This window comes from Klebsiella sp. 141198 (assembly GCF_050600785.1).
GTDB lineage: Bacteria > Pseudomonadota > Gammaproteobacteria > Enterobacterales > Enterobacteriaceae > Klebsiella > Klebsiella aerogenes.
In genome coordinates this window covers 303,348-316,633 of the sequence record NZ_JAQIRM010000005.1, presented here as the reverse complement: position 1 = coordinate 316,633, position 13,286 = coordinate 303,348, and the positions used below count along the sequence as shown (strand labels likewise).

General features: G+C 54.3%; 12 protein-coding genes. 7 read left to right on the top strand and 5 right to left on the bottom strand.

Annotated elements, in window-relative coordinates; translation table 11 throughout:
- The first annotated feature begins 64 nt into the window (after nt 1–64).
- Complete coding sequence (can, locus tag PGR10_RS19180) at nt 65–727, top strand: carbonate dehydratase (protein ID WP_045390077.1); 663 nt, start codon at nt 65–67, stop codon at nt 725–727.
- Nucleotides 728–784: 57 nt separating this feature from the next.
- Here can and hpt read toward each other — a convergent pair whose 3' ends face one another.
- Together hpt and PGR10_RS19170 are read right to left on the bottom strand one after the other, a co-directional pair.
- A complete protein-coding gene (gene hpt / locus PGR10_RS19175) occupies nt 785–1,321 on the bottom strand; it encodes a hypoxanthine phosphoribosyltransferase (RefSeq protein WP_015368206.1) in 537 nt (178 codons plus the stop codon).
- Between the two features lie 19 nt (nt 1,322–1,340).
- Entirely contained in the window at nt 1,341–1,445 is a 105-nt protein-coding gene (locus PGR10_RS19170) for a hypothetical protein (protein ID WP_370429761.1), read from the bottom strand.
- Between the two features lie 78 nt (nt 1,446–1,523).
- Here PGR10_RS19170 and PGR10_RS19165 point away from each other — a divergent pair, with 78 nt between their 5' ends.
- Nucleotides 1,524–3,914 (top strand): glucose/quinate/shikimate family membrane-bound PQQ-dependent dehydrogenase, encoded by a 2,391-nt coding sequence (locus PGR10_RS19165; RefSeq protein ID WP_430923955.1) that lies wholly within the window; start codon nt 1,524–1,526, stop codon nt 3,912–3,914.
- 74 nt (nt 3,915–3,988) lie between these two features.
- Here PGR10_RS19165 and cueO read toward each other — a convergent pair whose 3' ends face one another.
- Nucleotides 3,989–5,584 (bottom strand): multicopper oxidase CueO, encoded by a 1,596-nt coding sequence (cueO, locus tag PGR10_RS19160; RefSeq protein ID WP_430923954.1) that lies wholly within the window; start codon nt 5,582–5,584, stop codon nt 3,989–3,991.
- Between the two features lie 145 nt (nt 5,585–5,729).
- Between cueO and PGR10_RS19155 the strand changes: the two genes are divergently transcribed.
- The 5 genes from PGR10_RS19155 (at nt 5,730) to speD (ending at nt 9,849) form a co-directional block, all read left to right on the top strand.
- On the top strand, nt 5,730–6,077 hold the full coding sequence (locus tag PGR10_RS19155; RefSeq protein ID WP_087860926.1) for a YacC family pilotin-like protein: 348 nt from the start codon (nt 5,730–5,732) through the stop codon (nt 6,075–6,077).
- 264 nt (nt 6,078–6,341) lie between these two features.
- On the top strand, nt 6,342–6,755 hold the full coding sequence (locus PGR10_RS19150) for a hypothetical protein (protein WP_430923953.1): 414 nt from the start codon (nt 6,342–6,344) through the stop codon (nt 6,753–6,755).
- A gap of 8 nt (nt 6,756–6,763) precedes the next feature.
- Nucleotides 6,764–8,047 (top strand): FKBP-type peptidyl-prolyl cis-trans isomerase N-terminal domain-containing protein, encoded by a 1,284-nt coding sequence (locus PGR10_RS19145; RefSeq protein ID WP_430923951.1) that lies wholly within the window; start codon nt 6,764–6,766, stop codon nt 8,045–8,047.
- A gap of 122 nt (nt 8,048–8,169) precedes the next feature.
- Entirely contained in the window at nt 8,170–9,030 is an 861-nt protein-coding gene (gene speE, locus PGR10_RS19140; protein ID WP_087860869.1) for a polyamine aminopropyltransferase, read from the top strand.
- 24 nt (nt 9,031–9,054) lie between these two features.
- Nucleotides 9,055–9,849, top strand: coding sequence for an adenosylmethionine decarboxylase (speD, locus tag PGR10_RS19135; protein ID WP_015368213.1), 795 nt, complete (start codon nt 9,055–9,057; stop codon nt 9,847–9,849).
- A 72-nt stretch (nt 9,850–9,921) separates the two neighbouring features.
- Here the strand turns inward: speD and yacL are convergent, their stop codons facing one another.
- Nucleotides 9,922–10,284 (bottom strand): protein YacL, encoded by a 363-nt coding sequence (gene yacL / locus PGR10_RS19130; RefSeq protein WP_015368214.1) that lies wholly within the window; start codon nt 10,282–10,284, stop codon nt 9,922–9,924.
- Nucleotides 10,285–10,470: 186 nt separating this feature from the next.
- Nucleotides 10,471–13,068, bottom strand: a complete 2,598-nt coding sequence (acnB, locus tag PGR10_RS19125; protein WP_072201386.1) for a bifunctional aconitate hydratase 2/2-methylisocitrate dehydratase — start codon at nt 13,066–13,068, stop codon at nt 10,471–10,473.
- Nucleotides 13,069–13,286 lie beyond the last annotated feature (218 nt).

Sequence of the window (13,286 nt, the reverse complement as noted above, 5' to 3'; positions counted from 1 at the left end):
CAAAAAGGTGAGCTTACCCTATATTAGCGCAACGCACTTACTTGGTTACAGGCCGTAAACGTCCATGAATGATATAGATACACTCATCAGCAATAATGCACTATGGTCAAAAATGCTGGTGGAAGAGGACCCCGGCTTCTTTGCGAAATTGTCGCAGGCGCAGAAACCGCGCTTTCTGTGGATTGGCTGTTCCGATAGCCGCGTCCCCGCGGAGCGCTTAACCGGCCTGGAACCCGGTGAGCTATTCGTACATCGTAACGTCGCCAATCTGGTGATCCACACCGACCTGAACTGCCTGTCGGTGGTGCAATACGCCGTTGACGTACTGGAAGTCGAACACATTATTATCTGCGGCCACTACGGCTGCGGCGGCGTACAGGCGGCGGTCGAAAACCCGGAACTGGGGCTTATTGATAACTGGCTGCTGCACATTCGCGATATCTGGTTTAAACACAGCTCGCTGCTCGGTGAAATGCCGGAAGATCGGCGTCTGGATACGCTTTGCGAACTGAACGTGATGGAGCAGGTATACAACCTGGGACACTCGACGATCATGCAATCGGCGTGGAAACGTGGCCAAAAGGTGACGATCCATGGCTGGGCTTATGGTATTCACGACGGACTACTGCGCGATCTTGATGTCACCGCCGTCAGCCGGGAAACCCTCGAGCAGCGCTATCGCCACGGGATTTCCAATCTCAAGAGCAAGCACGCCAACCATAAATAGCCGCCGCGCTCACCGCCCCGGATAAGGCGCTCACCCTATCCGGGACCGCAACAATAATTACTCGTCCAGCAGGATAACTTTACCGACGTACGGCAGGTGGCGATAGCGCTGAGCGTAGTCGATGCCGTAGCCCACCACGAACTCATCCGGAATCGCAAAACCGACAAACTCCACCGGGACGTTCACTTCACGACGGCTTGGTTTATCCAGCAGCGTACAGATAGCCAGCGATTTCGGCTCGCGCAGGCTGAGGATTTCGCGCACTTTAGACAGGGTGTTGCCGGAATCGATGATGTCTTCGACGATCAATACGTCTTTACCGCGAATATCTTCATCCAGGTCTTTAAGGATTTTGACATCGCGGGTGGTGGACATGCCGCTGCCATAGCTGGAGGCGGTCATAAAGTCGACTTCATGCGGCACCTGAACCTCACGGCACAGGTCAGCCATAAACATAAATGAACCGCGCAGCAGACCCACCAGCACCATTTCGCTGCCGCTGTCTTTATAGCGTTCATTAATTTGACGACCCAGTTCGGCGATACGCGCTTTGATCTCGGCTTCCGGGATCATCACTTCTACAGTATGTTTCATTAAACTAACCATTTGATTCTTAGGATAAATCTTCAAAGCCGTTGCTTTCACATCGACGTTGACCGGCAAGCGATACAGTATACCAGCAAAACGAAATCTTCGGTGCAGTGAATAATAAAGCCATATTTGTGATTCCGATCACAGTTGTTAAATCCTATAATTAATTGCAGTTAAAAAATTAACAACTGAAGAGTGTCTTTCTATGGCAGAAACAAAATCTCAACAATCACGGTTACTCGTCACGCTGACGGCGCTATTTGCCGCCTTCTGTGGCCTGTATCTGTTAATCGGTGGGGTATGGCTGGCCGCTATCGGCGGTTCATGGTACTACCCTATCGCAGGCCTGGTGATGCTGGCCGTCACCATCATGCTGTTCCGCGGCAAGCGCTCAGCGCTGTGGCTGTATGCCGCCCTGCTGCTGGCAACCATGATTTGGGGGGTATGGGAAGTCGGTTTCGACTTCTGGGCGCTGACGCCGCGTAGCGACATCCTGGTCTTCTTTGGCATCTGGCTGATTCTGCCATTTGTCTGGCGTCGGCTGCCGGTCCCTTCCGCCGGCGCCGTTGGCGGTCTGGTTATCGCCCTGCTGATTAGCGGCGGGATCCTGACCTGGGCCGGTTTCAACGACCCGCAGGAAGTGAACGGTACGCTGAGCGCTGACGCGACGCCGGCCGCGCCGATTTCTACCGTCGCAGATAGCGACTGGCCGGCCTATGGCCGTAACCAGGAAGGCCAGCGTTATTCGCCGCTGAAGCAAATTAACGCCGACAACGTGAAGAACCTGAAAGAAGCCTGGGTATTCCGCACCGGCGACCTGAAGCAGCCGAACGATCCGGGTGAAATCACTAACGAAGTGACGCCGATTAAAGTTGGCGACACGCTGTATCTGTGTACCGCGCACCAGCGTCTGTTCGCGCTTGACGCGGCCACCGGTAAAGAGAAGTGGCATTTTGACCCGCAGCTGAACGCCGATCCGTCGTTCCAGCACGTGACCTGCCGTGGCGTCTCCTATCATGAAGCGAAAGCGGATAACGCCCCTGCCGACGTCGTCGCCGACTGCCCGCGCCGTATTATTCTGCCGGTCAACGATGGCCGTCTGTTCGCGGTGAACGCCGACAACGGTAAGCTGTGCGAAACCTTTGCCAACAAAGGCATTCTCAACCTGCAAACCAATATGCCGGTAACCACGCCGGGTATGTATGAACCGACGTCGCCGCCGATTATCACTGATAAGACTATCGTCATTGCCGGCGCGGTAACCGATAACTTCTCAACCCGCGAGCCATCAGGCGTTATCCGCGGCTTTGATGTGAATACCGGTAAACTGCTGTGGGCCTTTGACCCGGGCGCGAAAGACCCTAATGCGATCCCGAGCGATGAGCATCACTTCACACTCAATTCACCTAACTCCTGGGCGCCTGCCGCCTATGACGCGAAGCTGGATTTAGTCTATCTGCCGATGGGCGTTACCACCCCGGATATCTGGGGCGGCAACCGCACGCCGGAACAGGAACGTTACGCCAGCTCTATCGTGGCGCTGAACGCAACCACCGGGAAACTGGCGTGGAGCTACCAAACCGTACACCACGATCTGTGGGATATGGATATGCCGTCGCAGCCGACGCTGGCCGACATTGATGTGAACGGTAAAACCGTACCGGTGATTTACGCTCCGGCCAAGACCGGCAACATCTTCGTGCTGGATCGCCGTAATGGCGAACTGGTGGTCCCGGCGCCGGAAAAACCGGTTCCGCAAGGTGCGGCGAAAGGCGATTATGTCGCTAAAACCCAGCCGTTCTCCGAGCTGAGTTTCCGTCCGAAGAAAGACCTGACCGGCGCAGACATGTGGGGCGCCACCATGTTTGACCAGCTGGTGTGCCGCGTTATCTTCCATCAGATGCGCTATGAAGGTATCTTCACTCCGCCGTCTGAACAGGGCACGCTGGTGTTCCCTGGTAACCTGGGGATGTTTGAATGGGGCGGTATCTCCGTCGATCCAAACCGTCAGGTGGCTATCGCCAACCCGATGGCGCTGCCGTTCGTCTCTAAATTAATCCCGCGCGGCCCGGGCAACCCGATGGAACCGCCAAAAGACGCGAAAGGCTCTGGTACCGAGTCCGGCGTTCAGCCGCAGTATGGCGTCCCGTTCGGCGTCACCCTGAACCCGTTCCTGTCGCCGTTTGGCCTGCCGTGTAAACAACCGGCATGGGGTTATATCTCGGCGCTGGATCTGAAGACCAATGAAGTGGTGTGGAAAAAACGCATCGGGACGCCGCAGGATAGTCTGCCGTTCCCGCTGCCTGTCCCGCTGCCGTTCAATATGGGTATGCCGATGCTGGGCGGTCCGATCTCAACCGCCGGTAACGTGCTGTTTATCGCCGCCACCGCCGATAACTACCTGCGCGCTTACAACATGAGCAATGGCGAAAAACTGTGGCAGGCGCGTCTGCCGGCAGGTGGCCAGGCGACGCCGATGACCTATGAAGTGAATGGCAAGCAGTACGTTGTCATCTCTGCAGGCGGTCATGGCTCGTTCGGTACCAAGATGGGTGACTACATCGTTGCCTACGCGCTACCGGATGACGCGAAGTAAAATGCAAAACGGCAACGAAAGTTGCCGTTTTTTTATTTGCCCCCTCACAGGAGAAGGCGGCAGGTCGCATAGCCCTAAACGGTGAACCCCAACATCATCCCGGTATCTTCATGCTCCAGCAGATGACAGTGCGCCATATAGGCAAACTCCTTTGGCGCCTGATGATCGAACTTCACCAGCACTTCACTCACCCCGCCCTCCACTCTTACCGTATCCTTCCAGCCGCGACGATGCGCCGCCGGCGCCTGGCCATTTTCACTCAGAATACGGAATTGCGTGCCATGAATATGGAAAGGATGCAACATCATGTCGCCCTTGCCGGAGATCAGCCAGCGCTCGTACTGACCTCGGGCCGCGGCAAACATCGGCACATTCATATCAAAGGCTTTGCCGTTGATGCGGTTGGCGTTATGGAAATCGAAGCCCTTTCCTGATGAGGTTCCATGCGCCATGCCGCCGCCGTGGTTCATAGTCTCCATCTGGCCATGATTCATATTGCCCATGTCACCATGGTCCATCATCATCCCATGGTTCATACCGGACATCGCCTGGCCGCCATATTTCTTCATCAACGCCTGCATTCCCATCATGTCGAGCATAGGATCCATCGACAGCTGCAGCGTGCGCTGCGTCAGCCCCTCCAGTGAGGGCAGCGCAGGCATCGCCGCCAAAGTATCGGGTAACTTACCGGAGGCCGGGATCAATAGCGGCTGTATACGGAGCACCGGTTGCGGTTTATCAAATGGCGCAATCGCCATCCCCATCTGGCTCACCGGCAGCGTCAGCAGATCAAATGCCTTCCCATCGCGGGTATCAATCAACACCTCAAATCGTTCGCCCATCAGCACCGGCAGTTCGCTCACTTTGACCGGTTCCGCCAACAGGCCGCCGTCGCTTGCTACTACGTACATTGGGCGGCGATCGCTGGTAGCGAAATTCAGCGAGCGGGCATTACAGCCATTAAGCAGACGCAGGCGCAGCCAACCGCGCGGCGGAGCGTGTTCGGGATACAGCGCGCCGTTCGTCAACAGGGTATCGCCAAACCAGCCAACGGCGGCGCTCATGATATCGAGCTGATAATCTATTTCGCCATTGGCATTGAATCTTTTGTCCTGCACGATCACCGGAATATCATCAATTCCCCACTGCTTCGGTAGCAGTAATTGCCCGCTTTCGACATCTTCAATCAGCACCAAACCCGCCAGCCCCATCGCGACCTGACGGCCGGTTTTACCATGCTGATGAGGATGGAACCAGCAGGTTGCCGCTCGCTGCGTCGGCGTAAATTTCACCGTCCTTGAGGCTCCTGCGGCGATGACGCCCTGCGGACCGCCATCGACTTCGCCAGGCACTTCCAGTCCGTGCCAGTGGACCGTGGTCTCCTCCGCCAGGCGGTTATGAATATCTACCGTTACCGCTTCACCTTGCTTCAGCTTCAACGCGGGGCCGAGGAGGTTGCCGTTATAGCCCCAGGTCGTCGCAAGATGCGGGCCAAACTGCGTCTTTCCGGCTTGAATCGTCAGCGTAATGCGATTGCGCGCGTCGGCGGTCAATAAATCCGGAACCGGCAAAGCCGGACGGCCGGCAGCGAATACCGAACGGCTCCAGAGCGGTAAGGCGCTGACCGCGCCAAGCGCGGCGCCTAATTTGATAAACTCACGACGTTGCATTTTCACATCCTTTTATTCTGCTGGTGAATATTTAAGCTTAAACCCTCCCGCAACGGGAAGGTCAAGCAGAAGCTTGTGAATAAAGCTCTGCGTGGTGTAAAGAAGTATGCTAACTTTGATTGTCCGTGTTTCAATGGTAGAAAAAATGAAGACGTTTTTCAGAACAATGCTGTTTGGCAGCCTGCTCGCCCTCTCCGCCAATAGCTATGCATTAAACGAGTCCGAAGCGGAAGATATGGCTGATTTAACGGCGGTATTTGTGTTCCTGAAAAACGATTGCGGCTATCAAAATTTGCCAAATACGCAAATTCGCCGCGCGCTGGTCTTTTTTGCCCAGCAAAACCAATGGGATCTCAGCAACTACGATAGCTTTAATATGAAAGCATTAGGTGAGGACAGCTATCGCGATCTCAGCGGTATCAAAATCCCGACCGCCAAAAAGTGCAAAGCTCTGGCGCGTGACTCCCTTAGCCTGCTGGCCTATGTGAAGTAAGCCTATCTGCAGCCGCGGCGATGCGGCTGTCTCTGTAGATTTCTGACTTCCCATCTCCGTTAATATTGACTAAACATGAATTCATTAAACAATATTTTTATTTCATGCTCTCGGTTATTCTCTGTTTTTATTAATTAACTGTAAGCTTAATTTATCTGTAAAAATCACATTCGAGAGTAAACAATTCAACTCATCGTTTATTGCAAAGACCTGCTGGCTAATTAAAATCGCCTGCAACCTCTCTTATTGCAATGGAATGACATTTTGAATATCTCACCTGTTTTTCGCTTACTTCCGTTCACTGTTCTCATGTTAGCTGGCTGCCAGGCGCATCGTCAGGCTAACGCTCCCATAACGCCACCAATCGCCATCGCCACCGACGCGCAGGCGAATGAAAAGCTGCGGCTGGCCGCTGAGCAGGAGCGACTTAATGCCTGCCGCCAGGCGTTGGATTCGTTAAAAGAAGTCAATCCGAAAGAAGCTTCAAGACTGGGTAGTGAATTCACCGCCCTGATAGGCGCGGCGTCGCAATATAACTCGGTGCGTACGAAAGTCGCCGACCCAACCCGTCAGGGCATCGATTCCATGTATCAATTTAAATCCATTAAGCTTTGCGCCGATATTGAAAAGTCGCTGATCGATAGCCTGGTCATGCGCGGCGATAATGCGGTGAAGTGACAGGCGCCATGATAAATCGCCTTAATATATTGACGCTGGCCTTCATTTTGCTGGCGTCCCTTTTTATTAGTCATGCGCACGCGGATGACGGCGCGCCTGCGTTTCTCAACTATGTCCAGCAGCAGGAGAAAAAAGAGAAGAAAGAGATACCTCCGGCACCGGAGGTCAGTAAACCCTCCAGAGCCCGCGAGAACAACACGGCAGCGCTGCACAAAAAACTGGCCGCGCAAAAAATTCTCATCGCCGACAAAGATAAGACCATCCGCCAACTACAGGCACAGCTCAAATCGCCACCTCCCGCCAGGATGCCAGCGACGGTAGATAATGCAACGTTGAATAACACTATCGAACAGCTCCAGCGCCGGATCGCTGCTTTGGACACGGAAAACAAACGGCTTGTTCAGCAAGTCCATACCGTCCAGCAGGAAAAAGTCGACGCCGCGGATAATCTCAAACGCTCTGCCGCCGCTCTGCAGGCGCAAAAGGTAAAGCTCAACGCGCTGGAGACAGACAAGCAGGCGCTGAGCGATAAGCTGGCTACGGCAATGGCGGAGCAGCAGAAACTGAGCGCCGAACTCGCCGGCGTAAAAACCACCGCCGCCACGACAGCCAAAGCACCCACGCTAAACCTCAGCAGCGCTCCACAGCAGCAGGCATATTCGGTTGGCGTGTCGATAGGGCAAGATGCGCTTAAAACGCTGTCCAGCCAGGCCGCTAAGGGGTTAAACCTGCAACAGGAAACCGTTCTTAAGGGCATTAACGATGTTTTTGCCGGTAAGCCGGCGCTGGATGAACAAGCGCGCAATAAGGCGCTTTTCGACGTCTCGCAGCGGTTATACAAGAACATTGATAAGCTTGAGCAACACACTCTCCGCGAAGGCAAAAAGTATCAACAGCAATTTGCCGCGCAGAAAGGCGTAGCGCTTAAAGCGGGTATTTACAGCCGTATAGACTACCCCGGTAAAGGTAAGGTCGCTGATAACGATATCGTCACCGTCGTTATCAAAGAAAGCTTGATCGACGGTACCGTGATAAACGATATGGAAGCCGAAGATAAGGTCTGGTCACAGGCGCTAAGTCAGTATCCCGCGACCTTCCGCGAACCGCTTAAACGCCTGAATAACCATGGCGCCATCACTATTGTTGTTCCACCGGAGCGGGCCTACGGCAGCAAAGGAATCCCTGGAAAAATTCCGCCTGGCTCGACGATGGTGTATACCGTGCGAATTGTTGACGCCAGGCCCAACAGCGACCAACAGCCTAAAGCATCTGCGCCGAAAGCCTCACGCTAAGCGAGAGTTCCGCCAAACTACAGATGGTTTACTATTCGCCATATCAATCTCTACCTATAGTTGGCTATGATGTGGTGCCCGCTTTGCGGGCGCGACAGAAGTTAACAAAGGAGGAGTAAGCCATGGCCGAGAGTAATCAGTGGCATGAGACGCTGCACGACCATTTTGGTCAATATTTTACCGTTGATAACGTGCTGTACCATGAGAAGACCGATCATCAGGATTTAATCATCTTCGAAAATGCGGCATTTGGCCGCGTGATGGCGCTTGATGGCGTGGTGCAAACCACCGAGCGCGATGAGTTTATTTATCATGAAATGATGACCCACGTTCCGCTGCTGGCCCATGGTCACGCAAAGCACGTGCTGATCATTGGCGGCGGCGATGGCGCGATGCTGCGCGAAGTCTCCCGCCATCAACATATCGAAACCATTACCATGGTGGAAATCGACGCCGGGGTGGTCTCGTTCTGTCGTCAGTATCTCCCAAACCATAACGCCGGCGCCTATGACGACCCGCGCTTTACGCTGGTGATCGATGACGGCGTGAACTTCGTCAACCAAACGTCACAAACCTTTGATGTCATTATCTCCGACTGTACCGACCCGATTGGCCCCGGTGAGAGCCTGTTTACCTCGGCGTTTTATGCCGGTTGTAAACGTTGCCTGAACCCCGGCGGAATTTTCGTTGCTCAGAACGGCGTAAGCTTCCTGCAGCAGGATGAAGCGGTCGGTAGTCATCGCAAACTCAGCCATTACTTCAACGATGTCAGCTTCTATCAGGCAGCGATCCCGACCTACTATGGCGGCATCATGACCTTTGCCTGGGCGACCGATAATGAAGCCCTGCGTCATTTGTCGACGGAAATTATTCAGGCCCGCTTCCATAGCGCCGGGCTGAAATGCCGTTATTACAACCCGGCAATTCATACCGCGGCTTTCGCGCTACCGCAGTACCTGCTGGATGCGCTGTCCGCCAGCTAACCTGAAACGAGGAGGTGAACCAAATTGAAAAAGCTTAAGCTGCACGGCTTCAACAACCTGACTAAAAGCCTGAGTTTTTGTATATACGATATCTGCTACGCTAAAACCGCCGAAGAGCGCGATGGCTATATCGCCTATATCGATGAACTCTATAATGCCAATCGCCTGACGGAGATCCTCTCCGAGACCTGTTCAATCATTGGCGCCAACATACTCAACATCGCACGCCAGGATTATGAACCGCAGGGCGCAAGCGTCACCATTTTGGTTAGCGAAGAGCCTATCGACCCGCAGCTTATCGATCAGAGCGAGCATCCGGGCCCGCTGCCTGAGACCGTGGTCGCACATCTCGATAAAAGCCACATCTGCGTGCATACCTATCCGGAAAGTCATCCGGAAGGCGGTCTGTGCACCTTCCGCGCCGATATTGAAGTCTCCACCTGCGGCGTGATTTCACCGCTGAAGGCGCTGAACTACCTGATTCACCAACTGGAATCCGATATCGTAACCATTGATTATCGCGTGCGTGGTTTCACCCGTGATATCAATGGCATGAAGCATTTTATCGATCATGAAATCAACTCTATTCAGAACTTCATGTCAGAAGATATGAAGTCGCTGTATGACATGGTGGACGTGAACGTCTATCAGGAAAATATGTTCCATACCAAAATGATGCTGAAAGAGTTCGATCTGAAACACTACATGTTCCACACCAAACCGGAAGAGTTAAGCGAGCAAGAGCGCAAGGTGATTACCGACCTGCTGTGGAAAGAGATGCGGGAAATTTATTACGCCCGCAATATACCTGCGGTGTAATGCCTGAAATGCCCGGCGGCGCTTTTGCATGCCGGGCCTACGGTTCCGCGCCGCCCGGCACAAAACGAATCATTAACGCTGCTGCATAAATTCACGGTATGCGGCAACCACCTGCAGGAAATCCTCCACGCCGCAAAGAGAGAGGCTCTCTTCGTCGTAGTAGTTCATCCCCTCTTCCATTTCATCGCCGGAAAATTCCAGTTGGTTGGCGCGGATCATCACTTCTTCGCCATCCAGCCACAACGTATATTCATGGCCGGCCCGCTGCCAGGAACGTTCACTGCCTTTCACGGTGCGCGCTGCCTGTTCCACTTCATCCAGAAGGGCCAGGTTATCTTTCACCTCTTCGTTGAACCAGTGACCAATCGCCTCGTGGTCCATCGACATTCGCACCTTTACCACACCGGTAATATCGCGCAGAAATTCGTAATCCATAATCTTTTCCTCTGCAAGGGCAATGCGTCACCGCTGCACTGTACCCATAACCTAATTATCGCAGCAGACAGGAAGAAAAAAAGCGCAACGGGTGGGAGGTTTAAAAATAAAAATGCCCGCTGATGCAATGTTCAGCGGGCATTGGAGAGTTTGTAGCCAAACGGTCAGCCAGGCTGACCGAACGGATTACACAGCGGTCTGGAAAATCACGCCATCAGCTTTTTCAGTGTACTGATCCAGCTGGTTAAAGTTCAGATAGCGATAGGTATCTTCCGCCGTCTTATCAACCTGAGCGACGAAGGTCTGGTACTCTTCCGGCGTCGGCAGTTTGCCCAGCAGAGAAGCGACCGCCGCCAGTTCGGCAGAGGCCAGATAGACGTTGGCGCCGGTACCTAAACGGTTCGGGAAGTTACGGGTAGAGGTCGACACGACCGTCGCGCCGTCAGCCACGCGCGCCTGGTTGCCCATACACAGGGAACAGCCAGGGATTTCGATACGCGCGCCGCTTTTACCAAACACGCTGTAGTAGCCTTCTTCAGTCAGCTGCGCGGCATCCATACGGGTTGGCGGCGCCACCCACAGGCGAGTAGGCAGTTGGCCTTTATGGCTGTCCAGCAGCTTACCTGCAGCACGGAAGTGGCCAATGTTGGTCATGCAGGAACCGATAAACACTTCGTCGATCTTCTCACCCTGTACGTCCGACAGCAGACGCGCATCGTCCGGATCGTTCGGCGCACACAGAATTGGCTCTTTGATATCCGCCAGATCGATGTCGATCACTGCCGCGTATTCCGCATCAGCGTCGGCTTCCAGCAGTTGCGGATCCGCCAGCCATTTTTCCATGCCCTGGATACGGCGCTCCAGCGTACGACGATCGCCGTAACCTTCTGCGATCATCCACTTCAGCAGGACGATGTTGGAGTTCAGATACTCAACGATCGGCTCTTTGTTCAGCTTGATGGTACAACCAGCAGCAGAACGCTCGGCGGAAGCATCGGTCAGTTCAAATGCCTGCTCGACTTTCAGATCCGGCAGACCTTCGATTTCAAGGATGCGGCCAGAGAAGATGTTTTTCTTCCCTTTCTTCTCAACGGTCAGCAGGCCCTGCTTGATAGCATACAGCGGGATGGCGTGAACCAGATCGCGCAGGGTAATGCCCGGTTGCATTTTACCTTTGAAGCGCACCAGTACTGATTCCGGCATATCCAGCGGCATCACGCCGGTCGCGGCGGCGAAGGCCACCAGACCAGAGCCCGCCGGGAAGGAGATACCAATCGGGAAACGGGTATGGGAATCACCGCCGGTACCGACGGTATCCGGCAGCAGCATACGGTTCAACCAGGAGTGGATAACGCCATCGCCCGGACGCAGTGAAACACCGCCGCGGTTCATGATGAAGTCCGGCAGAGTGTGGTGCGTGGTGACGTCAACCGGCTTCGGATAAGCTGCGGTGTGACAGAAGGACTGCATCACCAGGTCAGCGGAGAAGCCCAGGCACGCCAGGTCTTTCAGCTCATCGCGGGTCATTGGACCGGTGGTGTCCTGAGAACCGACGGAGGTCATTTTCGGCTCGCAATAAGCGCCCGGACGGATACCGGCAACGCCGCAGGCGCGGCCAACCATTTTCTGCGCCAGAGAGAAGCCGCGGTTGCTTTCCGCTACGTCTTTCGCATGACGGAAGACATCGCTGTGCGGCAGACCCAGCGCTTCGCGCGCTTTGGTCGTCAGGCCGCGACCGATGATCAGCGGAATACGGCCACCGGCGCGCACTTCGTCGATCAGTACATCGGTTTTCAGTTCGAAGCTTGCCAACAGCTCGTTGGTTTCGTGGTTACGCACTTCACCTTTGAACGGGTAAACGTCAATGACGTCGCCCATGTTGAGGTTGCTCACGTCCACTTCAATAGGCAGCGCGCCCGCATCTTCCATGGTGTTGAAGAAGATAGGCGCGATTTTGCCGCCCAGGCACAGGCCGCCGCCGCGCTTGTTCGGTACGTTCGGGATATCGTCGCCCATGAACCACAGCACCGAGTTGGTGGCGGATTTACGCGAAGAACCGGTACCGACAACGTCGCCAACGTAGGCCAGCGGGAAGCCTTTCTGCTGCAGCGCTTCAATTTGTTTAATCGGACCGACCGCGCCCGGCTGATCCGGTTCAATTCCTTCGCGAGCGTTCTTCAGCATCGCCAGAGCGTGCAGTGGGATATCCGGACGGGACCAGGCATCAGGCGCCGGAGACAAGTCATCGGTATTGGTTTCGCCGGTAACTTTGAAGACGGTAACGGTGATTTTTTCCGCCAGTTGCGGACGGTTCAGGAACCACTCGGCATCAGCCCAGGATTGCATAACCTGTTTAGCGTACTCATTACCCGCTTTGGCTTTCTCTTCTACGTCATAGAAGTTATCGAACATCAGCAGGGTATGGGACAGCGCTTTCGCGGCAATCGGCGCCAGTTTGGCATCGTCCAGCGCTTCAATCAGGGGGTGAATATTGTAACCGCCCTGCATGGTGCCCAGCAGTTCAACGGCTTTTTCAGGGGTAACCAGTGGGGAGGTCGCTTCGCCTTTGGCGATAGCGGCAAGGAATCCGGCTTTAACATAGGCGGCTTCATCGACGCCCGGCGGTACACGGTTGGTAAGCAGATCTAACAGGAATTCATCTTCACCCGCTGGCGGGTTTTTCAGCAGTTCTACCAGCGCGGCCATTTGGGTTGCGTCTAAGGGTTTGGCAACAATCCCCATGGCTGCACGCTCAGCTACGTGCTTACGGTATTCTTCTAGCACGACGGTTCTCCTCGCTCTCATTGTAAAATGCGGTAGGCGATTTTCTTCACGCTCCTGTGAGACAGCAGTTTGTAGGGTAAATGCCCGATACCGCGACGGCAGCATAGCAGGATTTTTGAAGGGTGTTAATCTGTTTACAAAAAAGCAACATTAAAATTTAGCTGAATCGTTAAGGGCAGGATATTGCAGGCTTTCTGTTCAAATGCTGGTAGATAAAT

Excerpts from the sequence above, each read along its gene's own strand:
- yacL (WP_015368214.1), bottom strand. The coding sequence starts at position 10,284 with ATGGATTACGAATTTCTGCGCGATATTACCGGTGTGGTAAAGGTGCGA.
- speE (WP_087860869.1), top strand. The coding sequence starts at position 8,170 with ATGGCCGAGAGTAATCAGTGGCATGAGACGCTGCACGACCATTTTGGT.
- PGR10_RS19155 (WP_087860926.1), top strand. The coding sequence starts at position 5,730 with ATGAAGACGTTTTTCAGAACAATGCTGTTTGGCAGCCTGCTCGCCCTC.
- PGR10_RS19145 (WP_430923951.1), top strand. The coding sequence starts at position 6,764 with ATGATAAATCGCCTTAATATATTGACGCTGGCCTTCATTTTGCTGGCG.
- cueO (WP_430923954.1), bottom strand. The coding sequence starts at position 5,584 with ATGCAACGTCGTGAGTTTATCAAATTAGGCGCCGCGCTTGGCGCGGTC.
- PGR10_RS19170 (WP_370429761.1), bottom strand. The coding sequence starts at position 1,445 with ATGGCTTTATTATTCACTGCACCGAAGATTTCGTTTTGCTGGTATACT.
- PGR10_RS19165 (WP_430923955.1), top strand. The coding sequence starts at position 1,524 with ATGGCAGAAACAAAATCTCAACAATCACGGTTACTCGTCACGCTGACG.
- can (WP_045390077.1), top strand. The coding sequence starts at position 65 with ATGAATGATATAGATACACTCATCAGCAATAATGCACTATGGTCAAAA.
- hpt (WP_015368206.1), bottom strand. The coding sequence starts at position 1,321 with ATGAAACATACTGTAGAAGTGATGATCCCGGAAGCCGAGATCAAAGCG.